The sequence below is a fragment of the Halorubrum sp. AS12 genome, from assembly GCF_051122765.1.
GTDB lineage: Archaea > Halobacteriota > Halobacteria > Halobacteriales > Haloferacaceae > Halorubrum > Halorubrum trapanicum.
The window spans coordinates 415485-439683 of the sequence record NZ_CP185385.1 but is presented as its reverse complement, the minus strand read 5'-3'; the positions used below and the strand labels follow the sequence as shown (position 1 = coordinate 439683).

27 protein-coding genes and 1 pseudogene are annotated in these 24199 nt (G+C 66.3%); 19 read left to right on the top strand and 9 right to left on the bottom strand.

Annotation, left to right across the window (positions count from 1 at the left end):
* The first annotated feature begins 12 nt into the window (after positions 1 to 12).
* The 10 genes from ACODNG_RS02205 (at position 13) to ACODNG_RS02160 (ending at position 9991) form a co-directional block, all read left to right on the top strand.
* Positions 13 to 1155, top strand: a complete 1143-nt coding sequence (locus tag ACODNG_RS02205; RefSeq protein ID WP_434522256.1) for a glycosyltransferase — start codon at positions 13 to 15, stop codon at positions 1153 to 1155.
* Positions 1152 to 2378 carry a glycosyltransferase gene (locus tag ACODNG_RS02200; RefSeq protein ID WP_434522255.1) on the top strand — a complete coding sequence of 409 codons (1227 nt, stop codon included), beginning with the start codon at positions 1152 to 1154 and terminating at the stop codon, positions 2376 to 2378. Before ACODNG_RS02205 ends, ACODNG_RS02200 begins: the two co-directional genes overlap by 4 nt.
* 609 nt (positions 2379 to 2987) lie before the next feature.
* Positions 2988 to 3392: a hypothetical protein gene (locus ACODNG_RS02195; RefSeq protein WP_434522254.1), complete on the top strand. Its 405-nt coding sequence runs from the start codon at positions 2988 to 2990 to the stop codon at positions 3390 to 3392.
* On the top strand, positions 3393 to 4349 hold the full coding sequence (locus tag ACODNG_RS02190) for a hypothetical protein (protein ID WP_434522253.1): 957 nt from the start codon (positions 3393 to 3395) through the stop codon (positions 4347 to 4349). It begins immediately after the preceding gene.
* Complete coding sequence (locus ACODNG_RS02185; RefSeq protein WP_434522252.1) at positions 4346 to 4951, top strand: hypothetical protein; 606 nt, start codon at positions 4346 to 4348, stop codon at positions 4949 to 4951. Before ACODNG_RS02190 ends, ACODNG_RS02185 begins: the two co-directional genes overlap by 4 nt.
* A complete protein-coding gene (locus ACODNG_RS02180; RefSeq protein ID WP_434522251.1) occupies positions 4938 to 5306 on the top strand; it encodes a hypothetical protein in 369 nt (122 codons plus the stop codon). The genes ACODNG_RS02185 and ACODNG_RS02180 overlap by 14 nt, the downstream gene beginning before the upstream one ends.
* Before the next feature lie 4 nt (positions 5307 to 5310).
* Positions 5311 to 6444, top strand: a complete 1134-nt coding sequence (locus ACODNG_RS02175; protein ID WP_434522250.1) for a sulfatase-like hydrolase/transferase — start codon at positions 5311 to 5313, stop codon at positions 6442 to 6444.
* Between the two features lie 3 nt (positions 6445 to 6447).
* Complete coding sequence (locus ACODNG_RS02170; protein WP_434522249.1) at positions 6448 to 7911, top strand: oligosaccharide flippase family protein; 1464 nt, start codon at positions 6448 to 6450, stop codon at positions 7909 to 7911.
* Between the two features lie 724 nt (positions 7912 to 8635).
* Positions 8636 to 8962 (top strand): hypothetical protein, encoded by a 327-nt coding sequence (locus ACODNG_RS02165; RefSeq protein WP_434522248.1) that lies wholly within the window; start codon positions 8636 to 8638, stop codon positions 8960 to 8962.
* 117 nt (positions 8963 to 9079) lie between these two features.
* The gene (locus ACODNG_RS02160) at positions 9080 to 9991 is read left to right on the top strand and encodes an NAD-dependent epimerase/dehydratase family protein (protein WP_434522247.1); all 912 of its coding nucleotides are present in this window, start codon (positions 9080 to 9082) and stop codon (positions 9989 to 9991) included.
* 500 nt (positions 9992 to 10491) lie between these two features.
* Here ACODNG_RS02160 and ACODNG_RS02155 read toward each other — a convergent pair whose 3' ends face one another.
* From ACODNG_RS02155 to ACODNG_RS02145, 3 genes are all read right to left on the bottom strand, one after another.
* Positions 10492 to 10725, bottom strand: a complete 234-nt coding sequence (locus tag ACODNG_RS02155) for an IS1096 element passenger TnpR family protein (RefSeq protein WP_434522246.1) — start codon at positions 10723 to 10725, stop codon at positions 10492 to 10494.
* A gap of 84 nt (positions 10726 to 10809) precedes the next feature.
* Positions 10810 to 10953 carry a hypothetical protein gene (locus ACODNG_RS02150; RefSeq protein ID WP_434522245.1) on the bottom strand — a complete coding sequence of 48 codons (144 nt, stop codon included), beginning with the start codon at positions 10951 to 10953 and terminating at the stop codon, positions 10810 to 10812.
* A gap of 76 nt (positions 10954 to 11029) precedes the next feature.
* A complete protein-coding gene (locus ACODNG_RS02145) occupies positions 11030 to 12001 on the bottom strand; it encodes a phosphoadenosine phosphosulfate reductase family protein (RefSeq protein WP_434522244.1) in 972 nt (323 codons plus the stop codon).
* 134 nt (positions 12002 to 12135) lie between these two features.
* Between ACODNG_RS02145 and ACODNG_RS02140 the strand changes: the two genes are divergently transcribed.
* Complete coding sequence (locus tag ACODNG_RS02140) at positions 12136 to 13479, top strand: alkaline phosphatase family protein (protein ID WP_434522243.1); 1344 nt, start codon at positions 12136 to 12138, stop codon at positions 13477 to 13479.
* A 39-nt stretch (positions 13480 to 13518) separates the two neighbouring features.
* Here ACODNG_RS02140 and ACODNG_RS02135 read toward each other — a convergent pair whose 3' ends face one another.
* Positions 13519 to 13686, bottom strand: coding sequence for a hypothetical protein (locus ACODNG_RS02135; RefSeq protein WP_434522242.1), 168 nt, complete (start codon positions 13684 to 13686; stop codon positions 13519 to 13521).
* A 161-nt stretch (positions 13687 to 13847) separates the two neighbouring features.
* On the opposite strand from ACODNG_RS02135, the gene ACODNG_RS02130 reads away from it, so the two are divergent.
* Positions 13848 to 14444: a hypothetical protein gene (locus ACODNG_RS02130; protein WP_434522241.1), complete on the top strand. Its 597-nt coding sequence runs from the start codon at positions 13848 to 13850 to the stop codon at positions 14442 to 14444.
* 422 nt (positions 14445 to 14866) lie between these two features.
* Here the strand turns inward: ACODNG_RS02130 and ACODNG_RS02125 are convergent, their stop codons facing one another.
* Together ACODNG_RS02125 and ACODNG_RS02120 are read right to left on the bottom strand one after the other, a co-directional pair.
* A complete protein-coding gene (locus tag ACODNG_RS02125) occupies positions 14867 to 15988 on the bottom strand; it encodes a M48 family metalloprotease (RefSeq protein WP_434522240.1) in 1122 nt (373 codons plus the stop codon).
* A 133-nt stretch (positions 15989 to 16121) separates the two neighbouring features.
* Positions 16122 to 16973, bottom strand: a complete 852-nt coding sequence (locus ACODNG_RS02120) for a hypothetical protein (RefSeq protein ID WP_434522239.1) — start codon at positions 16971 to 16973, stop codon at positions 16122 to 16124.
* Positions 16974 to 17093: 120 nt separating this feature from the next.
* Between ACODNG_RS02120 and ACODNG_RS02115 the strand changes: the two genes are divergently transcribed.
* From ACODNG_RS02115 to ACODNG_RS02105, 3 genes are all read left to right on the top strand, one after another.
* Positions 17094 to 17651, top strand: a complete 558-nt coding sequence (locus tag ACODNG_RS02115) for a TIGR04206 family protein (protein ID WP_434522238.1) — start codon at positions 17094 to 17096, stop codon at positions 17649 to 17651.
* Between the two features lie 107 nt (positions 17652 to 17758).
* Positions 17759 to 18649: a ZIP family metal transporter gene (locus tag ACODNG_RS02110; protein ID WP_434522237.1), complete on the top strand. Its 891-nt coding sequence runs from the start codon at positions 17759 to 17761 to the stop codon at positions 18647 to 18649.
* A gap of 51 nt (positions 18650 to 18700) precedes the next feature.
* The gene (locus ACODNG_RS02105) at positions 18701 to 18910 is read left to right on the top strand and encodes a hypothetical protein (RefSeq protein ID WP_434522236.1); all 210 of its coding nucleotides are present in this window, start codon (positions 18701 to 18703) and stop codon (positions 18908 to 18910) included.
* A gap of 21 nt (positions 18911 to 18931) precedes the next feature.
* Here the strand turns inward: ACODNG_RS02105 and ACODNG_RS02100 are convergent, their stop codons facing one another.
* Together ACODNG_RS02100 and aroC are read right to left on the bottom strand one after the other, a co-directional pair.
* Positions 18932 to 19255: a MarR family transcriptional regulator gene (locus tag ACODNG_RS02100; protein ID WP_434522235.1), complete on the bottom strand. Its 324-nt coding sequence runs from the start codon at positions 19253 to 19255 to the stop codon at positions 18932 to 18934.
* A 108-nt stretch (positions 19256 to 19363) separates the two neighbouring features.
* Positions 19364 to 20549: pseudogene (gene aroC, locus ACODNG_RS02095) on the bottom strand (chorismate synthase).
* Between the two features lie 137 nt (positions 20550 to 20686).
* Between aroC and ACODNG_RS02090 the strand changes: the two are divergent.
* The 4 genes from ACODNG_RS02090 to ACODNG_RS02075 all read left to right on the top strand — a co-directional run bounded on the left by ACODNG_RS02090 (position 20687) and on the right by ACODNG_RS02075 (position 23756).
* On the top strand, positions 20687 to 20908 hold the full coding sequence (locus tag ACODNG_RS02090) for a hypothetical protein (protein WP_434522234.1): 222 nt from the start codon (positions 20687 to 20689) through the stop codon (positions 20906 to 20908).
* Positions 20909 to 20998: 90 nt separating this feature from the next.
* The gene (locus ACODNG_RS02085; protein WP_434522233.1) at positions 20999 to 21775 is read left to right on the top strand and encodes an enoyl-CoA hydratase/isomerase family protein; all 777 of its coding nucleotides are present in this window, start codon (positions 20999 to 21001) and stop codon (positions 21773 to 21775) included.
* Between the two features lie 487 nt (positions 21776 to 22262).
* Positions 22263 to 22832 (top strand): hypoxanthine/guanine phosphoribosyltransferase, encoded by a 570-nt coding sequence (gene hpt / locus ACODNG_RS02080; protein ID WP_209543748.1) that lies wholly within the window; start codon positions 22263 to 22265, stop codon positions 22830 to 22832.
* A 246-nt stretch (positions 22833 to 23078) separates the two neighbouring features.
* On the top strand, positions 23079 to 23756 hold the full coding sequence (locus ACODNG_RS02075) for a DJ-1/PfpI family protein (RefSeq protein ID WP_434522232.1): 678 nt from the start codon (positions 23079 to 23081) through the stop codon (positions 23754 to 23756).
* A 67-nt stretch (positions 23757 to 23823) separates the two neighbouring features.
* On the opposite strand, the gene ACODNG_RS02070 is transcribed toward ACODNG_RS02075, so the two are convergent.
* Entirely contained in the window at positions 23824 to 24135 is a 312-nt protein-coding gene (locus ACODNG_RS02070) for a transcriptional regulator (RefSeq protein ID WP_434522231.1), read from the bottom strand.
* Positions 24136 to 24199 lie beyond the last annotated feature (64 nt).

Sequence of the window (24199 nt, the reverse complement as noted above, 5' to 3'; positions counted from 1 at the left end):
CAAGCGCGACGCATGAGTCCATTCGCGGCCGTCGCCGGCGTGCTGCTCGTGGTGACGGCAGCCCCGTACATCGCGTTTCTCGGGCTGTACGCGTGGCTGCGTCCGTCCGGATCACCGGCGGAGAAGTCCGAGTCCGAGCCTCCGGTCAGCGTCGTCCTCCCGACGTACAACGAGTCCCGGATCGTCGAAGCGAAACTCGACGACCTACTGGCCTTGGACTACCCGATGGAGAAGGTTGAGCTGGTGGTGGTCGACTCGTCGACGGACGAGACCCGAGAGATAATCCGGGACTATTTCGCGGAGCTGGAGGCCCCGGAGCTCACACTAATCGAGGAAGACGAGCGTCGCGGGCTCGCGCCCGCGCTCAACGAGGCGTACGAGGCGGCCGAGCGCGAGATGGTCGTGAAGACCGACTGCGACTCCAAGCTCCCGCCGGACGTCCTTCGGGAGGCGGCCGCGAACCTCGCGGACCCCGAGGTGGACGCGGTCACGGGACGTAACGTCGAGGTTCTCGGCGGCAGCGGCGTGGAGTCGGAATACCGGGGCGTTCAGTCGCACATCCAACGGCTGGAGTCACATCTCGACTCGACGCTGATCTTCCACGGGCCGTTTTCGGCGTTCGAGAACGACGCGCTGTGCCCGATCGATCCGAACTCGCTCGCCGACGACACCGAACTCGCCCTGAAGATCCGTCGGCAGGGCGGGCGCGTGATATTCGATCCCGCGGTACAGTACAAGGAGGCGAGTCACTCGGAGTTCGTCAAGCGACGCAAGCAGAAGGATCGACGTGCGATGGGGCTGATCCGGCTGTTGGTTCAGCATCGCGACGCGCTCGGGCGGTACGGGAGTTACGGACGAGCGGTGTTGCCGTTCAACTGGTGGTTCATGATCGTGTCGCCGTGGTTGTTGGCGCTGACGCTTGGAGTCGGGACGATCTCCGCGGTCACGACGGTCGGCTTGGCGGGATTCGCGTTGCCGGTCGCCGTAGGGCTGTTCACGTATCTCGGGCAGAAGGACGCGCTCGGTCCGGCACAGGCGCTGTATTCTTTGTTTGACACGCAGGTGTCGCTGCTCCGAGGTGGGATAGATCTACTGCGCGGGAAAGGAGACGGGACATGGGAAGTGGACGCGGAACTCAGGGAGATTTACGAATGAGAAGGAAAGAAGCAGGAGATGACGAGGATGTGGACGAGACCGCTGATGCGGACCCAGGATTGGTTGGCGCTGAGTCATTCGAGAGCATTGCCGTCGCACACGGGAATTACCTCGAACGCGGCGGTGCCGAACGCGTCTCAAACGAGCTCGCACGGCTCTTCGACGCACCTCTGTATTATGGCTTCGGGGATCCCGATTATTTACCCACCGACGTGGAGACGACAAGCCTATTCAACGGCTCGCCCGCCTCCTTCCTGAAACGGAACGTCCTCACACGGGACCTCTACTACGCGTGGGCTGCCCAGCGCCTCCCCGAGCTAACCGAGTACGACACGCTTGTCCTCTCGAAGAACGAACTGTCGTGGTATGTCCCCGAGGACGAACAGACGATCGTACACTACATCCACAGTACGCCGCGTACGCCATACGACCTGTTCCAGCAGCACGGTGAGGGTTCGATAACCCGTCTCTATGCCTTCCTCGCTCGGACGCTGTTCCTGCCGAACACGAACTACCCAGACCGCTTCGTCGCCAATAGTGAACTCGTTGCGCGGCGGGTCCAGCGCTACTGGGGCGTCCCCAGCGAAAAGGTAAGTGTCGTCTACCCGCCGGTCCCCGTTGAGGAGTACGAACCCCGTGAGCGAGCGGACTACTACCTGACGTACTCCCGGCTCATCCCAGAGAAGCGAATCGATGCCATCGTCGACGCCTTCAGCGGATTAGACGCCGAACTCGTCGTTGGCGGTGCGGGCGGGGAGCGGGACGCCCTAGAATCTCGCGCGCGAGAGAACGTCACATTCGTTGGCTACATGGACGAGACCGAGAAGAAACGTCGCCTCGGTGAGGCGAAGGCCCTGCTATTCAACGCAATGAATGAGGACTTCGGGATGATTCCCGTTGAGGCCTTCGCGAGTGGCACCCCGGTCCTCGGGGTCGCGGAGGGGTACACAAAGTACCAGGTCCGGGACGGTGAGAACGGCTACACCCACGGCCCCAACCCAGCAAGCATTCGCGAGTCGATAGCACGTTTCGAACAGAGGGGTGTCGCGTGGTCCTCTGCGCAGATCCAGACCTTCGCCGAACGCTACAGTGCGGCGGCGTTCCGCGACGGGATGCGCGAGGCCGTTGCGCGCGCTCAGGAGGATTCCCAGGTGGAGGTTCCGGACGTGGAACCAGAGAGAATGTCCCACAGTCGAACTGAAGACTCCGATAGACACAAATAGGCTGACGTAATAGCTACCATATATGAGATCTCTCAATTTCGTGACTTACAATGACATTCGCTGACTGGGTACGTGAGAGTCGTAATCGGCTTCACCACGACGGGCTTCGGACGGGGAGCGCTGCCTCAGCACAGGAGTTCTGGGCGGGCACTCTCGGTAGGGTCGGACAGGTATGGAACTACGGCACGCCAATCTGGGAGCGCGAATGGGACGTGTTGCTGGTCTTCGACGCCTGCCGGGTTGACCTGATGAGCGAGGTTGCCCGAAGCGGGGACTACGATGTGCTTGACGGCTTTGACCCTGAAGCCGACGCGATGGACTCGGTTGCGTCTCGCTCGCCGGAGTGGATAGCCAAAACCTTCGATCCCAAGCGATGGGAGGATGACCTCGCAGAGACGGCCTACGTGACGGCAAACCCTCATTCGCGGGACGTCCCCGACCCGAGCGCGCTGGCTGAACTTGACGAGGTCTGGAAGTACGGCTGGGATACGGAGTGGGGTGTCGTTCCCCCCGAAACGATGACCGACCGAACTATTGCTGTCGCGCGTGAACATAACGGCCCGGTAATCGCACATTATATCCGAGCCCCACCTTCCGTTTCGCTCGCTTGTGGACGAACACCCCGAGTGGTTCAAGTTCGAGGTCGGCCTAGACAATCCTGCCGAGGCGACGTTCAAGACGCTCTGGCGCCGTCTTCGGGACGGCGAGGTCGACGAGGGCCTCATCTGGGATGCGTACGTCGATAACCTCCAGTGGGTTATGGACGAGGTGAAGACGCTCAAATCGAACCTTGACGGTACTTGTATCATCACCGCGGACCACGCTAACGCGATGGGTGAATGGTGGTGTTACGGTCACCAGAGCACGGCGCCGCTGAAGGCCATGAAACGCGTTCCGTGGATACCTTTCGAGGCCGCCGACGAGGGAATCTACGAGCCGAGCGTCACTGTTGAGGACGACCGTGTCGGTGACGAGAAGATACAGGAACGACTGCGGGACCTCGGTTACGTGTAGATGACGCTCACGGACTGGCTTCGCGACACGCAGACTCGGATGAACAATCTCGGCCTTTGGCGCGGTCTCTCGGCGTCCATCAACGAGTTTTGGGTCGGCGGCCTCCGCCGATTAGGCCATCACTGGAATTACGGGGAGCGCATCTACGAGCGGGAGTGGGACGTCCTTATCGTACTTGACGCCTGTCGTGTTGACCTCCTGCGCGAGGTGGCCCGAGAGAGCGAGTATGCCTTCATCGACCCTTCCTTCGAGACCTTCACGTCAGCCGGTTCGATGTCAGCAGAGTGGATGGCAAAAAACTTCGATCCCGACGAGCGCAAAACTTTAGAGACAGCGTATGTCTCAGGAAACCCGTTCACACGGGATTTAGACCCCGACCGCTTCGCCCTGCTGGACGAGGTGTGGCGTTACGGCTGGGATGACAAGTTTGGCGGTATAAAACCCCGTCCAGTTACTGACCGGGCGATCGCCGCGGGCCGGGAGATCGACACCGACCGGTTGCTTGTACACTACCTCCAACCACACGTTCCGTTCCGGTCGCTTCAGGACGTCGCTATCGACTGGGGCAACCCTGAAGAGAACTTTGGGGTCAAAGACGGGGTGGCGGGAGACGAGCGCGGACCGTGGCAGCAATACCGTGACGGGGATCTCTCCCGGAAGCGCCTCTGGGACGCGTACCGGGACAATTTGGAGTGGGTGTTAGCGGACGTGGAGATCCTCCTCTCGAATTTGGACGCCAAAACTGTGGTTATCACTGCGGACCACGCTAACGCGATAGGCGAGTGGTGGTGTTACGGCCACCCTGATTACGCGCCGATACCGGCACTAAAGGAGGTTCCGTGGGTCGTCACGAGCGCGACGGACGAGCAAACCTACGAGCCCAGCCTCGAAGCACCGACGAGGGAGAACGAGAAGATGGATATCAACGAGCGACTCGCCGCACTCGGCTACAAATGACGCTCCGGGACTGGACTGCCGAGACCGCCGCGAAAGTCGACGCCTATGGGCTTCACCAAGGAGTGCGTTCGGGACTCTGCGATTTCTGGGGTGGCGCCCTTCGCCGGGGGTGTCATGCGCTCGGTGTCGACACAGGCGGAACAAATATCTACGAGCGCGAATGGGATGTGTTGGTTCTTCTTGACACCTGCCGGCCTGACGTACTCACGGAGGTCGCCCACAAATACCCGTTTCTCCCGGAGTCGGTGCCGACGCTCTCTTCCGTCGGCTCAACTTCTTGGGAGTGGCTCCACGATACGTTCGACCCGGTTTATACAGACAAAATCGCGAACACCGCCTATGTAAGTGCGAACGCGCACACCGACCGCTTTGGCGACGAGTTCCAAGTCAAGACTAGAGTGTTCCACTCCTTCGACGAGGTGTGGCGTTACGGCTGGGACGATGAATTCGGCGGCATTCCGCCCCGGCCAGTGACAGACCGGGCAATCGCGACGGGCCGGGAAACCGACGCTGACCGGCTCGTTATTCACTATATCGCAACCTCACACGCCGTACCGCTCTCTCGATACGGCCGCAGATACCGATGTCGTGGCTCCGGGTGACGCGGACCTCTCCGTCTGGGACCTCCTCCAAAGCGGAAGTATTACACGGGAATCGGCGTGGCAGGCATACCGAGACAACTTGGAGTGGGTATTAGGGGACGTGGAACTCCTTCTCTCGAATCTGGACGCCGAGACCGTCGTGTTGAGCTCTGACCACGGAGAGGCGTTCGGGGAGTGGGGTCTTTATGGGCATTACCGCCACGTGCCGGTCCGTGCCCTCCGTGAGGTCCCGTGGGTCAAAACTTCTGCGACCGACAAACAAACATACGAGCCAGCGCTTGAACCACCCGAGAACACCAACGACGTAGGCGACTCAGACGTCAAAGAACGATTAAATGCACTGGGGTACAGGTGATCCTATGAAGCCCGCACTTCTCGTTACTGTCGACTCCCTGCGATACGACCACTACCGGTTCATGCCGGCGACGAAGGCGTTCTTGGGTGATACGCACCCAGCCACATTCGCGACGAACACCGCGACTCCCTCCTGCTTCCAGTCGATCATCGGAGGTATTTATCCCGGTGAAGCCGGCGTCACACCCGAAGAGAGCTTCGTTCCGAAGCTTGAGTACGGGCACAAGATGGGTGTCTCTACCAACCACTTTCTCTCCGCGCGCTACGGCTACGACGCGGACTTTGACCGTTTTATTGAGCCTGATCGTAACGGAAAGTCATTAAAAGACCGGGTTGCGGCGAACATGACGCCCCAGAGCACCGTATACGGTATCGCCTCACGGGCGTACAACGCTTATCAGAGCCTCCGGGGGACAGTCCAAGAGGCCTCCCGCGACTACCGACCCGCGGCCGAGGTCATCGACGACCTGTTGGAGAGCGTCGCGGCGGAGGCGCCAGACGGCGACTGGTTCGGCTGGCTCCACTTCATGGAGCCTCACCACCCGTACAACCCAGACGACGCCCCAGTCTCGCGGACGGAGGCCCAGCAGGTCACCCGCCGCCTGCTTGACGGCCGCGGGAGCGAGGCAGACGCCGAATTAGGGCGCGAACTCTACCGGGGCGAGGTCGAGGAACTCGACGACCGCCTCGCGCGACTCTGGGACGCGGTGCCCGATGAGACGCGAGTGTTGTTCTGCGCGGACCACGGCGAGTTGCTGGGCGAGTACGGCGAATGGGGCCACCACGCGACGATGTGCCCCGAGATACTTCGCGTGCCAGCCGCCGGGCGGAACCTACCCGCCGATCTTGCTGATAGTGAGGTCCGGAGCCTCGTGGACATTCCATCGGTGTTTTTGGGTACTGAACACGGCGACGGCGCTCTCTCGCGGGACACCGCGTTCGCTGCGTCGAACGGCAGCCACGCTGCGATGAACGCTCAGCACTTCGCCAACGCCGAAAGTGTCCGCACCCTCGACGGTGAAACAGTAACGGATCGTGATCTTGAACTGGCGTTAGAGGAGTGGGCCGCTACCGCAGCAGAACCCGTCTCTAAAGACCAACTCCCCGAAGAGGACCTCGAAGCGCTGGGCTACAAGTAGCGCATGGCGGACAACACTGCCGACCTTGACTTAGGTAGCGAAGCCCTCTCGTCGGTCGCGGCGAAGTTTACGATGTCCGGGTTGGGATTCGTCGGGGTGGTGTTATTTGCTCGCGTCCTCGGCCCCGCGGGGACGGGCCAGTACTACTTCGCGCTCGCGATAGCGCTCCTCCTCGTCCGTGTTGACGCCGGTGTCGGCGTTGCGATAAAAAAACGCGTTAGCGAGGTGGATGCGGATCCCCGCCCGTATCTGGCAGTAGGGATGGCCTTCCACCTCGCGTGGGTCGTCGTCGTCGCGACTGCTACGCTTGCCGTCGCGCACTATACCACGTTTCTGTCAATGACGCCGCTCGTCGTCGCAGCCATCGTAGCTGTGCTCGCCACAGTCGGGCTTTTCCAGATACTCAATCGCTTTTACGCCGGACTGGGATACCCGAGTCACTCGCTGTGGGCCGACACCATCCGGAGCGTGCTCACGCTCGGATTCCAGCTCCCACTGCTATTCGCTGGCTACGAGGCATTTGGCCTGCTTGCTGGCCTCGCTGGTGGGACGCTCATCACAGCTCTCGGAGTGTTTGTCGCTGCGGGCGTCCGGCCCGTACTCGAAGGGTTCGGCGACACCGGCGAGGATCTCTTCGCCTTTGCGCGCTACTCTGTGCCGACCGCCGTCGTTGAGGACTTCTACAAGCGTGTCGACGTGATCCTCATTGGCTTCTTCGCGGGCGACGCGGCGGTGGGGTTCTACGAGACGGCGCTCCGGATCGTCACGCCGGCCCAACAGCTCTCGGGAAGCATCTCGAACGCGCTCGGCGTGAAGGTGAGCGGACTCACCTCGCTCGGCCAAGAAATAAGGGAGGACGTAGTGAACACCGTCGCCTACTCGGGGCTACTTATTCTCCCGATGTTCTTCGGTGCGCTGGCGATGCCAGCAACACTAATGCGTACCTTTTTTGGGTCCAGCTTCGGCGCTGGCGGAGCCGCGCTCGTCGGCGTGGCCGGCTTCTTCGTCTTCTACATCTATCAGGACCCGTTCGCGACGGCACTTGAAAGCTCTGATCGGCCGCAGTTCGTCTTCTGGCTCCGGTCAGCGGCACTACTTATCCACCTTCCGCTCGCTGGTATGCTCGGCTACTATTGGGACGGCCTGCTGGGGATCATCGCGGCAACACTTTCTGTCGAAATCGTGTTATTTTTCGCTTATCAATACGTGAGTAAGAAACAGTTGGGCGGTATCATTTTTCCCCGTCCGCTGTGGGCACAGCTTGGGAGCGCAGTAATGATGTACGTCGCTATCATCGCCGTCAGACCCCTAATCTTACTGTCATGGTGGCTCCCGGTCGTCGGGATCGTTGGCTTCGGCGCTGTCGTCTACTTCGGTACATTGACCGCTCTCAGCCCGCACTTCCGACTCACGCTCGGTAATGTTCTACTTCCCGCCCTCCAACGAATCGAGGAGCGTGTCGCGTGATCTCGGAGGGCAGTCAGTCGGCGCGTCGAACATGCCTCCGTACGCGCTAATGCGATGACGAGCTGGTTGGCAACAGACCCCTTCACAGTTCGGAACTCTCAAATGGGTCGACGGTGACACGACCGACAGGAACACGCTTTCATTATTAATGAAATGAATATGTAACAAAATAAACAGAGGCAAGTCTGAAGAACTTCGGGAGCGTGTACTCGTGAAAACTCGAAAGTCGTCGGCTCGTTGAACGGTTCTGATCGCGTTGTGGTAGCATCGCCGACAGGAGCGCAAACGCCGCTGGTACCGAACATACACGCGGTCACCGTCACCTCAAAAGATCTTCGGAGTCTGAACCCGGATTCCAAGCCAGAGAGCAGATCGAGACCTGCCTGCGACCGGCCGTCAACGGCGACGATGCCGATACCGCGGTAACGGTGCCGACGAACGACGGCGACATCACGACCCAGGCGTGAGCGGTCCGGATCGTCTCGTTGATGCCGCCTTCGCTCGCTGGCTCTCCTCCTCTAAGCCGACCGCTGACGCTGGCCGCTTTTCTCCGCCGCTCCTCTCTCGAATCGACCACCGATACCCGAATGCGTCTCTCGCGTCGCGGGCCGCCACCACCTTTTGTGCGTTCCATCCCCGGTGAGGGTGATGAACAGGTACGAAACGCGACGCGGGGAGGGAGCGTAAAGTGGACCAATTTCCCACCGGTACGCTCTCGCCGCTCGTGGGTCGCGTCGACTCGGTGTTCGTCAGTTACGGATACGATATCTGGCCGCCGATCGAGGGTATCGACGCCAGCGTCCCCGGCTACGGTGGCTTCTCCGACCTCGATACTTTCTACGGAGAGATCCGGAGCGCCGCCGAGACCATACTTGTGGTCGACCTGTCCACCACACCGGTGCGGCGGTCGCCCCGGCCGACGACGCGGTCGTCCCCTACGTCGACGGGAACTCTCGTAGGAACCCGGGATCGGCCGGGGCTGGCGCCGTGGTACGGATCGCCGACCCGCCGAGCGTTCCGCCTCTCAGGTCGATATCAGTATCGATTGTAACGGCACCGCGATCGAGTCGCTTTCGTTGCGTACGAGTCCACGGCCGCGACCGTTTCCCTCGGTAGGCGCCCCAGGGAAATCGAAGCGCTAAACCGTCGCCTCTGAGGACACACGACCATGCAGGACAAACGCGTCCTCGTCACGGGCGGGGCCGGGTTCATCGGCTCGAACCTCGCGAACCGCCTCGCGAGCGACAACGACGTGATCGCGGTCGACGACACCTATCTCGGCACGCCGGAGAACCTCGATTCCGATGTCGAGTTCGTCGAAGCCTCCGTCGTCGACGGCGAGTTCCCCGTCGACGTCGATGTCGTCTTCCACCTCGCCGCGCTCTCCTCGCGGAACATGGACGAGAGCGACCCTCAGCGCGGCTGCCGCGTCAACGTCGAGGGGTTCGTCAACACCGTCGAGCGTGCCCGCGAGGCGGGCTGTGACACCGTCGTCTACGCCTCCACCTCCTCGATCTACGGGAGCCGCACCGAACCCTCCCCGGTCGACATGGACGTCGAGGCGCGCACCGCCTACGAGGCCTCGAAACTCGCGCGCGAGCGCTACGCCGAGTACTACGCGAACCACCACGAGATGAACATGGCTGGCCTCCGGTTCTTCTCGGTGTACCAGGGCTTCGGCGGCAACGAGGAACATAAAGGCGAGTACGCGAACACGGTCGCGCAGTTCGCGGACGCTATCGCGAACGGCGAGGCCCCGGAGCTGTTCGGCGACGGCACCCAGACGCGCGACTTCACGCACGTCTCCGACGTCGCCCGCGCCTGCGAGCTGGCGGCCGATCACGAGCTGACGGGCGTGTACAACGTCGGCACCCAGGAGGCGTACTCGTTCAACGAGATGGTCGCGATGATCAACGACGCGCTCGGCACCGACATCGACCCCGTCTACATCGAGTGCCCCTTCGACGGCTACGTCCACGACACGATGGCCGACTACTCGACGTTCCACGAAGCGACCGGCTGGGAGCCGGAGATCTCCTTCGAGGAGGGCGTCGAGATGGTGTGCGAGCCGTACCGATAGGCCGTCTCTGGCGCTTTTCAGGCGGTCTTTTTAAAATATGGAGGGTCGGCCTGCCTGCTGACCGACGACGGGAGTACGTGTCGCAGATCGGTAGCGGCGATTTGGCATTTAAATGGTCGTGAGCCGCAGCGGCGATAGCTTATAAATAGCGGCCGATGGCGCGTGCCTGCGAGGCCGCTTTGCGGCCGAGCAGCACCGCGCGAGGGAGCGGTGAGCGCTCGAAGAGCGCGAACCGCGAGGCTGGGGAGGTGTGAGGTGCCGTGCGGGCTGTGCGGGGCGGGACTCAAAGGGGCAGCCGCGAGGGCGAAGCACGCCGCAGCAAGCACCGCAACGAGGGAGCGAGAGCGACCGAGTGAGGAGCACAGCAAGGCGCGCGAGCCGTCGCGGCTGGGGCTTTGGAGCATTCACCGCGGCAGCGCTGGTCACTTATAAAAACCGACAGCGATACCACGCACCAACTTATAAACGACTGATCAGTCGCAACGATACACCCACTTCCGTTATCGATCGCTCCCGTACTGTTCGAGCGCCTCGCCCCGCTCGTCGACGACGTGAGGAGCTTCGTCCGCCGCTCCGTCGTCGTCGACTTCCTTGAGAATCGTGTAGAACCGCCACTCGTCGCCGTAGTCGTACAGGTAGCAGATCCGATCGCGCTCGTCGAGACCGAGCCGGTCGGCCATCTCGCCGATCGTAGTCTCGCCGGCATTGTACGTCGTCTCGTCCGTCCGGACCACCGTCGGCTCGGTCGACTCGTCGAACTCCTGCGGTGATTGAAACTTGGCGTCGCTCTGCCAGTACGCCTCGGCCGCGCCGATGAATCAGAGGTGGCTCCGATCGAGCCCCATCGCGTCGTTGATCGTCGCCTGAAACTCGTCGAGCGTGCGGCCGCCTCCAACGACGACGTCTCGCCAGCGGCCAGTCGGGTCCGGATCGAACTTGACGCGGAAACGATATGCGGTCATCGCCGATCTGACTCGCGCGAACGCAAAAGAAGGTCGGGTCCCAGAAGGGGGTCGGAGGGTCAGTTCCCGGCGGCCATCACATGTAGCCGAGGTCGCGCAGGCGCTCCATCAGGTCTTCCTTGTCCTGGGCGCGGCCGGCGCGCTCGGTCGTGTCCTCGAGGTTCTGGAGCCACGCGGGCTCTTCGGTCGTCTTCTCCGTCGAGACCTCGCTGCCGAGCGAGCGGAACCCGGCGAAGTACTTCGGCGAGATGGGCACGTCCTCTTGGGTGACCCCCTCGGGGAGGTCGTCGTCGGCCTGCGGGATGTACCCCTCGTCGGGGAACGCCGCGACGGTGTCCGGCACGACGAAGTTCCAGAACGCCTCCCACACGTCGGCCTCAGCGAACTGGAGGATGGGCTGGATGCGGTCGTGCGGCGGGAAGAGATCGGGGTCGTGGCGGGGCGAGAAGAACGTCTCGTCGGCGCGGGCCTCCTGTTCGTCCCAGCGGACGCCGGAGATGACGCCGTCGATGTCGTACTCCTCGAGCGCGTCGTTGAGCGCGACCGTCTTCAGCAGGTGGTTCCCGACGTAGGTGTCCAAGAGGAACGGGAACGTGTCCTCTTCGAACTCCAGGATCTCCCGGATGTGGTGCTGGTTGTGCTCCGAGAGCGCGTCGACGGGGATGTCGTCGCCCGGTTCGAGACCGTGCTCGTCGACGTACGCGCCGACGTCGTCGTTGCGGGCGTACACGAGGTCGATCTCCCACTCGTTGGCCCAGTGTTCGACGAAGTCGGTGATGTCGTCGAAGTGCTGGAAGTGGTCGATGAACACCGCGGTCGGCTTCTCGTAGCCGTACTCCTCGGCCACCTGGTTGATGAAGTACAGCGTCAGCGTGGAGTCTTTCCCGCCGGTCCACATCACCGCCGGGTTGTCGTACTGTTCGAGACCGCGGCGGGTGACCTCGACCGCCTTCTCGATTTTGTGCTGGATCGACGGGTAGTCGTCGGGACTCTCGCCCTCGCCGTCGGTGTAATCGACGTCGACGCTCGCCGGGAAGTCGTCGCTCATACGCCGAACCCGTCGGCGCGAAGGGAGATATGCCTTCTGAATCTCGGCCGCGGGCGACCGCCGACGCGAGCGCCGTCGCCGCCGCGGTCTCGTGGAACACAAGGGATATGTCGGCCGCCGCGGAATCAGCGGGCATGGGTCTGTTCGACCGGCTCCGCGGCGACGACGACGGCCGCGTCGTCTTCCTCGGAATCGACGGCGTACCGCTCGACCTCGTCGAGGATCATCCCGACGTCTTCGAGAACCTGACCGACGTCGCCGAGACCGGCTCCGGCGGGCGGCTGGAGAGCATCGTTCCGCCGGAGTCGAGCGCCTGTTGGCCGAGCCTCACGACCGGGAAAAACCCCGGCGCCACGGGCGTGTACGGCTTTCAGGACCGCGAGGTCGACTCCTACGAGACGTACGTCCCGCTCGGGCGCCACGTGAAGGCGACCCGGCTGTGGGACCGCGTCACCGACGCCGGCCGCGACGCGACCGTCCTCAACGTCCCCGTCACGTTCCCGCCGTCGAACCGGGTCCAGCGGATGGTCTCCGGCTTCCTCTCGCCCGACCTCGACGCGGCCGCGAGCGACGAGTCGGTCCGCGAGACGCTCGACGGCTTCGACTACCGCATCGACGTCAACGCCAAGCTCGGCCACGACGACGACAAGACGGAGTTCATCGAGAACGCGTACGCGACGCTCGACGCCCGGTACGAGGCGTTCGACCACTACCTCGCCGAGGACGATTGGGACCTCTTTTTCGGCGTCTTCATGAGCACCGACCGGGTGAACCACTTCCTGTTCGGCGACTACGCGAACGACGGCGAGTACGCCGAGGAGTTCCTCGAGTTCTACCGGCGGCTCGACGGGTACATCGGCGAGATCCGCGACTCGCTGGACGACGACACCACGCTGATCGTCGCCTCCGACCACGGGTTCACGGAACTCACCCACGAGGTGAACTGTAACCAGTTCCTCGCCGACGAGGGGTGGCTCTCCTACGAGGACGCCGACCACGACTCGCTCACGGACATTGACGACGAGACGCGCGCGTACTCGCTCATCCCCGGCCGGTTCTACCTCAACCTGGAGGGTCGCGAGCCGAACGGCGTCGTTCCCGAAGCGGAGTACGAGGAGACGCGCGAGGAACTCATCGACGACCTCGAATCGCTCACGGGTCCCGACGGCCGGCAGGTGTGCAAGCGGATCGTGAAAGGCGAGACCGTCTTCGACGGCGACCACGACGAGATCGCCCCGGACCTGGTCGTCATCCCCGCGGACGGGTTCGACCTCAAGTCCGGCTTCTCGGGCAAGGAGGCGGTGTTCACCGAGGGCCCGCGAAACGGGATGCACAAGTTCGAGAACTCGCTTTTGTACGCGACCGATCCCGACCTCGATCTGACGGACGCGAACCTCTTCGACGTGACCCCGACCGTCCTCGACCTGCTGGACGTCGACGTCGACGCCGAGTTCGACGGCGAGAGCCTGCTGGGTTGACGCGTCGCGGTCGGCTCGCTCGCCCGACCGATTTCAGTTCTACCCGAGCGGCGACCACCGCCCGCCCGGTGTCGCGCGGAACCCGTACGCCGTGTCGCCGTCGAGGGCGACCAGCCGCCCGCCGATCGCGAACAGCTCCTCCGGCTCGACCCCGTCGGGGAACGGCGCCTCCCACCGTACCGCTCCGTCGGCGCCGACGGCGACCATCCGCGCCTCCGTGTCGTCGTTGAAGCCGCCCTCGGTCTCCGCGAGGTACGCGCCGGTCGCGTCGGCGGCGAGGTGGTTCGGGAGAGGTTCGACCGCTCGAACACGACCTCGCCCGCGGCGACGTCGACTGCGGTCAGCGTCCGCCCGCGCGAGTAGTAGAGTTGGCCCTCTCCGGACGGGACCGCGGTCGGGCGGGCGCTCGGAGCGCGCGCGTCGAGCGCGAACCGACGGTCAAGGGCCCGGTCGTACCCGGTGAACGACGCGCCCGGAGCCCCGGCCGCGACGGCCCCGTCGACGGCGACCAGCCACTCGTGGGTGGCGGCGACCGCGCGCTCGGCGATCCGATCGCCGCCTCGATCGTATCCGACGATCGCTGCCTGACCGCCACCGACCGCCGCGTCTCCGGGAACGAGCGCCCACACGGTCTCGCCGTCGACCGCGGCGCGCGACATCGGGTCGGCGACCGCTCCGACGCTTTCGCCGGTCCACAGGTCCGGGACCGCGAACGCCGGATCGCCCGTTTCCGCGTCGACGACCGCGATCCCGCTCGGCCCGACCGCGACCGCGAGCGCGTCGCCGGCACGGACGCCTCGCAGGGTCGGGCCGGTCCCGTCCGCCCCGTCGGCCGTCCCGTCGTCCCCGGAGTCGGCCGCGAGGAGCGACCCGGCGTCGACCCGCCAACGGACCGGGTCGTCAGTCGATTCCCCCGTCGAGCCGTCCCCCGCGGCGGGACCCGTCTCGGTCGAACCGCCCGCTGACGGTCCCCCTCCCGATAGGTCGACCGCCGTCAGTCGACCCCGTTCGAGCGGGAGGTAGGCGGCGTCGCCGCCGACCGCGGGCGTGCCGGTCACCTGCCGTTCCGTCTCGCCGACGCTCCGGTGGGTCCCGTCGGGCGCGAGGACGGAGACGGCCGCGTTCTCGACGTCGCGCCAGACCTCCTCCTCGAAGTCGTAGTCGCGCCCGGACTGGTTCTCGACGGTGACCAGTCGGTCCCCGGCCACGAGGTGCCGTCTGTCGGAACCGAACGCGAGGCTCCCGGTCCGGATCGACTCCTCCCACGCGAGGTCGCCGCCGCCCGGGACGTAGCCGCAGCCGGCGGTCGCGGCCGCGAAGGCGGTCGCGACGCCCGCGAGGAACCGCCGCCGGGTCGGCGGCGGCGACGAGGGGCGTTCGTCGCCCGTCACGCCTCCTCACCCGCCAGCTCGCGGAGCCGCGCTATCCGCTCTCGGGTCGGCGGATGCGTCTCGGGGAATACGTCCGTGCTGACCAGCTCCTTGTCGCCGAACGCCCGGGCCTCCAGCGGCGCGAGGTACAGCGCCTCCGCGCCGCCGTCGAGCTCGCGGAGGTCCCGGTCGGGCACCTCGGGCATCGCCTCGTCGACGGTCCGGAGCGCGCTCGCCAGCGCGGCGGGCGAGCCGGTGATCTCCGCGGCCCCGCGGTCGGCCGCGTACTCACGGTATCGCGAGAGCACGCGGTGGATCAGGACGCTCCCGACCCAGAACATCGCAGAGACGGTGAGCGTCAGCAGCGCGCTGACGGTGATCACGACGAGACCGACGGCGAGCGCGCGCCCGTCGCGGTCGCCCCCGCCCCCGCCGCCGCCGAATTGGAGAAGCTTGAACAGGCCGTAGAGGACGTAGAAGGCGAGGGCGGCGACGTAGTAGGTGACCGTCGGCAGCACCCACGCGACCGTCATCAGGCTCGCGTCGCGGTTCGCGAGGTGCGACAGCTCGTGGGCGAGCACGGCGTCCAGCTCCTCGCCGTCGAGCCGGTCGAGGAGTCCCGTCGTGACGACGACGGTGCCGTCGCCCGACGTCCCGACCGCGAACGCGTTCGGGAGCTCGGTTCGCTTGACGGCGATATCTGGGACGGGCACGTCGGCCTGCGCGGCCAGCCGCGTCACCGCGGCGCGGAGTTCGGGGTACTCGTCGGCCGAGACGCGCCGCGCGCCGACCGAGCGCAGCACGGTGTCCGGCCCGTACCGGTACTGGACGGCGAGTCCGCCGAGGACGACGACCGCAAGGAAGACGGGGTCGACGTACACCTCGCCGGTGTAGGGGCGCTCGTTCGCCCACTCCAACAGCGGGAGACCGACCGCGTTGATCAGGAAGACGAACACGTACACGAACGCGAACGGGAGCGCGACGACCAGCGCGGTCGCGACGAGCATCCGGATCCGGAGCCCGCGGTCGGCTCCGAACCTACCGGATCCGCCGGACGCGCCGGGACCGCGGGAGTCGCTGGCGCCGTCGGCGGACGCCGACCGCTCGGCGCTCCCGAACGAGGGGATGGAGGGCGACATCGGGTGTCGATCGACCGGTTCGCCCCCGGCGGTTAAATGCCCTCGGTCGGCGTCGAACGCCGCGGCCGGAGGAATCCGACGCCCGTCCGGGTCAGGTGGTTCGACCCGCGGTTCGGACACCGGTGAGTCACGCCTACCGCCCCGCAGCGGGGGTCCGGTCCGAGAGGGCGCGGTAGAACGCCACGGAGTAGGTCGCCCACAGCGCGCCGAGGACCCCGGTAACGACCACCACGCCGACACCGGCGCCGACGGCTCCCGCCGTGCCGACCTCGACGGTCGGGACCCACGCCGGGGCGTTTTCGATCGCCGGCGCCGGTGCGAGCGACAGCGACGCGACGGCGACGAGGAGACCGAACGCGGAGGCGCCGGCGGTCAGGAGAACCGTGTACAGGAGGGTGACGCCGAGGTTCGACCGCACGACCCGGACGCTGCGGCGGAACGCGGCGACGAGTTCGGCGTCGTCGACGACGACTGCGTGCGCGTAAAACTGGATCAGAAACGTGACGAGCAGGTACGCGCCGAACAGTCCGACGGCGATGATCGCGAGCACCGCAACGAGCGTCACGTCCTCGGCGGGGACGACGAGGAATCCGGAAGGCTCGCTGAGGAGGTTGCCGGCGACCCCGAGGAGCACGCCGACGAAGGCGAGGAAGCCGAACGCGAGGCTCACGCCGAGGACCGCGAGGTACGCAACGAGCAGCGGCAGGTAGTGCTCCTTCCCCGCCGAGACGAGCGTCGCGAGGCCCGTCTTCCGGTCGAGCGCCTCGTCCGCCATCGCGAGCAGGCCGCCCTGGAAGAAGGGGGCGACGAGGAGCAGGATCCCGAACGTCAGCGCCGACACCGCCGCCGAGAGCTCCGGGCTGGCGGCCGGTCCCACGAGGAGATCGGGGAGCTGTGCGAGCGCGAACAGGGCCGAAACCCCGACGAGAACGGGGTTCTTCGCGACGGCACCGACCGCGGGTCGGATCGAGCGGAGGGCTGGCATGGGCGGTCGTTCTCGCGGGGAACGCTTAAAATCTCTCGACGCCGCGGCGACGCTCGCCGTCGCGGCAGACCTCGGCCGCGTTTTCCGACCATACTTACTTCCGAGGGTCGAACCGATCGTATGGTGAGACCGGGCGGAGGTTCGCGGTCGGCGGCGGAATCGGCGTCGCGATCCGGGCCGGGACCGGGGAGTCCCTCGACCAGCGGGCGCGTCGAGTGGCTCCTCGTCGTCGGCCTGCTCGCGGTCCCGATAGCGGTTGTTCCGGGCGGCGGCGACGTCCCGACGCTGGTGAGCCTCTGGGGGTTCGTGACGCTCGGCGTCGACGGGGGCGGCGTCGGTGGATACCCGGTGTGGACGTACTTCCTCGACCAGCCGCGCCCGTTCGCGACGCTCCCGCCGTCGATCCGGGCGTGGCCGCTCGCGGTCGGCTTCCACCTGCTCGCGGCCGGTAGCGCCACGAGCGGGGTCGCGCTCGGCCGCGAGGACCGTCGGGTTACGGGCGGACTGCTCGTCCTCGCCGCGGCCGCGACGCTGTGGGTGGCGGCGGGGCTGGGCGTGCGTTTCGGCGTCGGCGCGACCGCCGGCTGGCTCTCGGTCCTCCCGGTGGGCGCGGTCGCGACCCTCGTCGTCGGTCTCGACGCCTACGGCCGCGACCTCCGGCGCGTGGCGGTCCGCTGATCGCGATCTCGGGCGACGGCCGCCGCTGCGACGGCCGCCGGCCCGGTGTCCGCCGCCCCGGCGTCCGCTCCCGGTCCTTTATGAGTCCGTGTGCGGTTGCGAAACGCATGACGACGCTCGCGACGGTCCTCGGCGTGACAGGCGTCGCGGGGCTGGCGACCGGTCTCGGAGCGCTCCCCGTGTTCTTCCGGCACCGCGTGACCCATCGGGTCTACGACGCCGCCCTCGGGCTGGCGGCGGGACTGATGGTCGCCGCCAGCGTGTTCGGTCTCGTCATCCCCGGGATGGAGGAGGGGACGCTCCGCGCGGTGATGGTGGGGGTCCTCCTCGGCGGATTCGCGCTGCTGGGCGGGAACTACCTCATCCCCCACCTCCACGCGGAGTACCGGGAGTGGTTCGCGGAGGGCGGCGCGACCGACGACGACGTCGCCGTGATGGAGGCTCCGGCAGAGGATCCGGTCGCCGAAGCGACCGGCCGAAGCGATGAAAGCGACGCCGACGCCGGGACGGCAGCGGACGACGCCGGGATCCTCGCCGAGCGCGAGACCTCGCTCCGGAAGGCGCTGCTCATCGGCGGGGCGATCACCCTCCACAACGCGCCGGAGGGGCTGGCGATCGGCGTCGCGTTCGCGTCCGGGTTAGAGGAGGTGGCGCTGCTGCTCGCGATTGTCATCGGTCTCCAGAACGTTCCGGACGGCTTCGCGTTCGCGGTGCCGATGGCCGAGACGGGGATGCCGAACCTCCGAGTGGTCTGGTACACCACCCTCTCGGGGGTCGTCCCGCAGGTCGTCGCCTCCGTCTTCGGCTACTCGCTCGTCGGACTCGGCGCCGGGCTGTTCCCGGTGTCGTCTGGGTTCGCGGCCGGCGCGATGCTCGCGGTCGTCTTCCGGGAGCTGATTCCCTCCTCGCACGGGCACGGCCACGCCGACGCCGCGACCGGCGCTTTCCTCGTCGGCTTCGTGTTGCTCGTCGTCGTCGACGCCGTGATCGTCGTGTAAGTCGCACGGACGCGCGACGCCTTTTCAAGGCGGTACGCCCTGTCTCCGCCCATGTCCACGACCGTCTCGACGCCCGACGCCGACGAGCCCTGCGCGTACTGCGGCTCGCGGATCTTCGACCACGATCCGATCTGCGTGCGCGACTGCGACGACGGCTGCGGCTCGCCCGCCTACTTCTGTAACTACGCGTGCCTCGCCGCGCACGTCGACGAGAACGACCTCACCGCGGGGAACGCCTGCGAGTGGTCGCCGGGGGAGTGAGGATCAGATCGCGTTCCTCGGTCACGCTTCGTCCTCGCCGTAGTACTCGTCCGTCGTCGACGCCGAACTCGCCGCCCGCTGCGCGGCGAACGACGCGAGTCGCTCGTCCTCTGCGATCGCCCAGTACCGACCCCGATGGCGGACGAGTCCGCGGTCCTCAAGTCGCGATAGGACGGCACCGACACTCCCGCGCTTGATCCCCGTCTCCTCGTGGATCTCGGTCTGCGTGAACGCCTGGTCGTCGTGCTCGGCGAGGAAGGTGAGGACTCGATACGGTTGGGTCCCGGGGGCGACGTCGAGTGCCGCCTCCGGTTCGTCGTCGAACGCGTCGATACCGATCGGCATGCGTTATAGTCTGTAATATTCTGTAATAAACCTGTGGGCAAATCAATGACTTGTCGGCTCTCGAACCAGTTGCCACCGCGAAAAGTCGCTCCGAATCCGCTTCGCCCGCTACTCGTTCTCCGGGCTGCTCGGGTGGTAGTCGGTGTCGTACTGGCCCGGATTCCCGTCCACGCGGTCGGGGTTGATCCGGCCGGCGAGCAGCATGAAGTCCAGGACGGTACAGTAGAGCATCGCCTCGACGACGGGGACGGCCCGCGGCGGGAGGACGGGGTCGTGGCGGCCGACGACCTGTATCTCCTTCTCCTCGCCCGTCTCCCAGTCGGCGGAGCGCTGCTTCTTCGGGATCGAGGTGGGCGCGTGCCACGTCGCCTCGCCGTAGATCGGCTCGCCGGTCGTGATCCCCCCTGAAGCCCGCCGTGATCGTTGCCGACGGGGACCGGATCGCCCTCCTCGCTTGCGACGTGGTCGAACGACTCGCCGTCGTCGAACGTCCAGTCCTCGTTGCGCTCGCTGCCCGTCACGTTCACGGCGTCTTTCCCCAGCCCGAACTCGACGCCCGTCGTCGCGGGAATCGAGAACATCGCCTGCCCGAGCCGACTCGGGAAGCCGTCGAACCGCGGGGCGCCGAGTCCGCGGGGACGCCGCGGCACTCGAAGTAGATGGAGCCGCCGATGGAGTCGCCCCGCTCCTGGTACTCCTCGATTACCTCCTGCATCTCGGCGGCGGCCTCGGGGTCAGCACAGCGCACGTCGTTCTCCTCGGAGCGTTCGAGCAGCTGCTCGAAGCTCACCGCGTCGGCCTCCACGTCGCCGATGCGGTTGACGTGGGCTTTGATCTCGATGTCGTGGTCGGAGGCGTCGAGGATCTGCTCGGCGACCGCGCCGGCCGCGACCCAGTTGACGGTCTCGCGCGCGGAGGAACGCCCGCCGCCGCCCCAGTTGCGCGTGCCGAACTTCGCGGAGTAGGTGTAGTCGCCGTGCGAGGGGCGCGGCGCGGTGACGTACGGCTCGTACTTCCCCGAGCGCGCGTCCTTGTTCTGGATCACCATGCCGATCGGCGTGCCCGTGGTGTATCCGTCCTGGACGCCGGAGTTGACGACGACCTCGTCCGGCTCGCCCCGGGAGGTGGTGATCATCGACTGTCCCGGCTTGCGCCGGTCGAGCTGCGCCTGGATCGCCTCCTCGTCGAGTTCGACGCCCGCGGGGACGCCGGAGACGGTGACGCCCATCGCGTCGCCGTGGCTCTCGCCGTAGGTCGTCAGCTGGAAGAGTCGGCCGAACCGGTTCCCGTTCATACCCGCACGTGTGGCCGGGGGCATATAGGGGTTGCGAATCCGCGCAACGTGGCAACCGGGGACGAGTCGGCCGGCCGCGACGGGCGCCCCGTCGCGCGACCGATGGGGGTATGTAACTCGGCCTCGTTTGTGTGGGCGTGCGCGACCGCCTCACCTCGGACCTCGGCGTGTACGCCCTCTCCGGGCTGTTCTCGCTCGTCGTCTTCGCCCTCGCCCTCGGGATCCTCTCGCGGACGCTCCCCGGCGGGCTCGCGAGCCGACAGCTCGGCGGGCTGATCGTCGGCTACCTGCTGTTCGTCGGCGTGTACACGACGGCGTGGTTCATCTACACCGGGATCGACAGCCGCGAAGAGGTCTGACGGCCGAGACGGAGGTCTCACCGACCGGATGAACTGGCGCGAGGTTCTGCCTGCCGAACCGTTTTCACGCCGCCCCGCGAGGGGGCGCGTATGAGTCGGGACACCATCGCCTTCGGCGTCGACGACCGCGGGGTCGCGACGATCACCGTTGACCGACCCGAACAGCTCAACGCGCTCACCGCCGAGACGCTGGAAGCGATCGAAGAGGCGCTCGACGAGGCCGCCGCCCGCGACGCGCGCGTCCTCGTACTCGCCGGCGCGGGCGACGAGGCGTTCGTCGCGGGCGCGGACATCTCGCACATGGTCGACCTGTCGACGCCAGAGGCGCAGGCGTACGCCGAGCTGGGCCACCGCGTCGCGGACGCGATCGAGGTGTTCCCGGCGCCGACTATCGCCGCGGTCGACGGCTACGCCTTCGGCGGGGGCTGTGAACTGGCGCTCGCCTGCGACCTGCGGGTCGCTGCCGAGAGCGCCGTGCTGGGACAGACCGAAATCGACCTCGGGATCATCCCGGGCTGGGGCGGCACGCAGCGACTCCCGGCGCTGGTCGGCGACGAGGTCGCCCGCCGGCTGATCTTCCTCGGCGAGCGGATCGACGCGGCGGAGGCGGCCGAGGTCGGCTTCGTCGGCGAGGTCGTCGCGGACGACGCGTTCGACGACCGGATCGACGAGCTGGCTGGCGAGCTGGCCGCGAAGCCCGCGACCGCGCTGCGCGCCGCGAAGGAGGCGCTGAACGCGGCCGGCGACGGGTCGGCGGCGACGGGGCTCGCCCTGGAACGCCGGGCATGGGCCGGCCTCTTCGGCACGCACGACCAGCGCGAGGGGATGGCGGCGTTCTTAGAGAAGCGCGAGCCGGAGTTCGAATAGACGGACCTCCGACCGAACCGGATCTGTTGTGCGGTGGCGCGTGCCTGCGAGGCCGCCCTGCGGCCGAGCAGCACGCGCGAGGTCGCCGGCGCTATGCGCCGGCTGCCAGAGGGACCGAAGGTCCCTCGCTGGAGTCAGTCGCCGGAGCGAAGCGGAGGCGACTGACGAGGTTGGGGAGGTGTGAGGTGCGGTGCTGTGCGGGGCGGGGTGGGACTCAAAGGGGCAGTCGTGAGACCGCCGTAGGCGACGTAAGCACTGGAAGGAGCGAACGGAGTGAGCGACTGAAGCGCGCAACGAGCGTACGGCGGTCTCGCGACTGGGGCTTTGGTGGTGTTCGTCGCGGATCAGCAAGCATCTACGTATAGCCGGGCGGCCGGGTGTTGAGAGATTATCCACGCGGCGACTACTCGTCCCTAGTTCCGTGCGATCGCGCTCCACGGAGCCCGGGGATCGCCACGCTTTATTAATCCGCCCGAGTACCCGCGACATGGACCAGTTGCGGCAGTCGCTCCTCGACGCGCCGATCATCGAGAAAGGCGAGTACCAGTACTTCGTCCACCCGATCAGCGACGGCGTCCCCATGCTCGAACCGGAGCTGCTCCGGGAGATCGTCATCCGGATCATCCGGAAGGCGGAGCTGGAGAACGTCGACAAGATCGTCACCCCCGCCGCCATGGGGATCCACATCTCCACCGCGCTCTCGTTGATGACCGACATCCCCCTCGTGGTCATCCGCAAGCGTCAGTACGGTCTCGACGGCGAGGTCCCGCTGTTCCAGGAGACCGGCTACTCCGAGTCGGAGATGTACATCAACGATGTCGAGGAGGGCGACCGCGTGCTCGTGCTCGACGACGTGCTCTCGACGGGCGGCACGATGAAGGCCATCCTCGACGCGCTCACCGACGAGGTTGGCGCGGAGGTCGTCGACGTCGTCGCCGTGATCAAGAAGGCCGGTCCCAACGAGCTGGACGACACCGACTACAACGTGAAGACGCTGATCAACGTCACCGTCGAGGACGGCGAGGTCGTGGTCGTCGACGCCCAGGGCGACGAATAAGTCGGAATCCGTAGATCAGTTGGGGACTCCGCGAAAGTTCCACTCGTGCTTTTATAAGTAGCCAACAACGGACCGGCGGTGAACACCTCCAAAGCCTCCAGCCGCTCGTTTATAAGTGGTTGTCCGTGAGTCGGCGGCGAACTCCTCCAAAGCCTCCAGCCGCTCGTTTATAAACCCCGCGCCGCCCCCTCGTCGCTGCCGGGCGCGGGCGCCTTTTATATAGCGGTCACGAAGGATCGGGCACAGATGACTAACGCGTTGTTCGTCGTGAGCGAGGAAGGCTACTGGGCCGAAGAGTGTATCGAGCCGCTGACGACGCTAGAATCGGAGGGTATCGACGTGACCGTCGCGACCCCCTCCGGGTCGCCGCCGGTCGTCGACGAGCGCTCGCTGGACCCCGAGGCTGCGGGCGGCGAGGAGCGAGTCGCAGAGCTTCGCGAGGTCGACGAGGAGCATCCCGGACTCAACGATCCGGCGCTGGTCGCGACGGTCGACGCCGCCGACTACGACGCGGTCGTCTTCCCCGGCGGCCACGGCACCGTCTGGGACGTGAACCAGGACCGCCACGCCCGCCAGCTGCTGCTCGACGCGGTCGCGGGCGAGGAGGGCGTCGCCCTCGTCGTCTGCCACGCGGTCGGCATCCTGGCGTTCACGAACGAGGCCGACGGGACGCCGCTCGTCGAGGGGCGCTCTATCACCGGGTTCCCGAACGAGTGGGAGGAGGACATCGTCGACGAGAACGACGTGATGCCCGACGGGCGGAAGCTCCCCTACTGGGTCGAAGACGAAGTCGTCCTCGCCGGCGCCGACTTCGACGCCGAACTCGACGCCGACACCAGCGTCACGGTCGACGGCGACCTGCTCACCGCCCGCGGCCCGGGCTCGTCGGCGGCCGCGGCCGCGACGCTGCTCGACGAACTGTAGGCGGTTCGGTCGGGACGCCGGCCCCGGATCGCCCGGCCCCGGATCGCCCGGCTACCGGATCGCCCGGCTACCGGATCACGAACGCCGGCTCCTCGATCCGCTCGCTCTTACACTCCGGACACCGCGACGGCTCGTTGACCGGGTCGTCGAAGCGGTCGAACCCGCACTCGCGGCAGGTCGGCGGGGCGACGAGGAACTCCTCTCCCTCGTCGCCGGCTCCGTTGCTTCCGGGCTCCTCGCCGTCCGCGACCGACCGCGAGACGTGTTCGAGGTGTTCGTACACGACGGGCGTCGGCAGCGACAGCGCCGCGGCAAGGTCGCTCGCGGTCCGGGGTTCCTCACGGAGCGCGTCCGCGATCCGCTGACGGGTCGTCTCCATGCGCGGGCTTCGGAGCCGACGGGGAAAACCGTCCGGCCTCGGACCGACGTCGAAACCCGTCTCC

Excerpts from the sequence above, each read along its gene's own strand:
- ACODNG_RS02125 (WP_434522240.1), bottom strand. The coding sequence starts at position 15,988 with ATGTCGCCCTCCATCCCCTCGTTCGGGAGCGCCGAGCGGTCGGCGTCC.
- ACODNG_RS02075 (WP_434522232.1), top strand. The coding sequence starts at position 23,079 with ATGACTAACGCGTTGTTCGTCGTGAGCGAGGAAGGCTACTGGGCCGAA.
- ACODNG_RS02070 (WP_434522231.1), bottom strand. The coding sequence starts at position 24,135 with ATGGAGACGACCCGTCAGCGGATCGCGGACGCGCTCCGTGAGGAACCC.
- ACODNG_RS02115 (WP_434522238.1), top strand. The coding sequence starts at position 17,094 with ATGGTGAGACCGGGCGGAGGTTCGCGGTCGGCGGCGGAATCGGCGTCG.
- ACODNG_RS02185 (WP_434522252.1), top strand. The coding sequence starts at position 4,346 with ATGACGCTCCGGGACTGGACTGCCGAGACCGCCGCGAAAGTCGACGCC.
- ACODNG_RS02105 (WP_434522236.1), top strand. The coding sequence starts at position 18,701 with ATGTCCACGACCGTCTCGACGCCCGACGCCGACGAGCCCTGCGCGTAC.
- ACODNG_RS02110 (WP_434522237.1), top strand. The coding sequence starts at position 17,759 with ATGACGACGCTCGCGACGGTCCTCGGCGTGACAGGCGTCGCGGGGCTG.
- ACODNG_RS02205 (WP_434522256.1), top strand. The coding sequence starts at position 13 with ATGAGTCCATTCGCGGCCGTCGCCGGCGTGCTGCTCGTGGTGACGGCA.
- ACODNG_RS02120 (WP_434522239.1), bottom strand. The coding sequence starts at position 16,973 with ATGCCAGCCCTCCGCTCGATCCGACCCGCGGTCGGTGCCGTCGCGAAG.
- ACODNG_RS02135 (WP_434522242.1), bottom strand. The coding sequence starts at position 13,686 with ATGGTCGCCGTCGGCGCCGACGGAGCGGTACGGTGGGAGGCGCCGTTC.
- ACODNG_RS02145 (WP_434522244.1), bottom strand. The coding sequence starts at position 12,001 with ATGAGCGACGACTTCCCGGCGAGCGTCGACGTCGATTACACCGACGGC.
- ACODNG_RS02140 (WP_434522243.1), top strand. The coding sequence starts at position 12,136 with ATGGGTCTGTTCGACCGGCTCCGCGGCGACGACGACGGCCGCGTCGTC.
- ACODNG_RS02200 (WP_434522255.1), top strand. The coding sequence starts at position 1,152 with ATGAGAAGGAAAGAAGCAGGAGATGACGAGGATGTGGACGAGACCGCT.
- ACODNG_RS02175 (WP_434522250.1), top strand. The coding sequence starts at position 5,311 with ATGAAGCCCGCACTTCTCGTTACTGTCGACTCCCTGCGATACGACCAC.
- ACODNG_RS02100 (WP_434522235.1), bottom strand. The coding sequence starts at position 19,255 with ATGCCGATCGGTATCGACGCGTTCGACGACGAACCGGAGGCGGCACTC.
- ACODNG_RS02085 (WP_434522233.1), top strand. The coding sequence starts at position 20,999 with ATGAGTCGGGACACCATCGCCTTCGGCGTCGACGACCGCGGGGTCGCG.
- ACODNG_RS02160 (WP_434522247.1), top strand. The coding sequence starts at position 9,080 with ATGCAGGACAAACGCGTCCTCGTCACGGGCGGGGCCGGGTTCATCGGC.
- ACODNG_RS02150 (WP_434522245.1), bottom strand. The coding sequence starts at position 10,953 with ATGACCGCATATCGTTTCCGCGTCAAGTTCGATCCGGACCCGACTGGC.
- hpt (WP_209543748.1), top strand. The coding sequence starts at position 22,263 with ATGGACCAGTTGCGGCAGTCGCTCCTCGACGCGCCGATCATCGAGAAA.
- ACODNG_RS02170 (WP_434522249.1), top strand. The coding sequence starts at position 6,448 with ATGGCGGACAACACTGCCGACCTTGACTTAGGTAGCGAAGCCCTCTCG.
- ACODNG_RS02190 (WP_434522253.1), top strand. The coding sequence starts at position 3,393 with ATGACGCTCACGGACTGGCTTCGCGACACGCAGACTCGGATGAACAAT.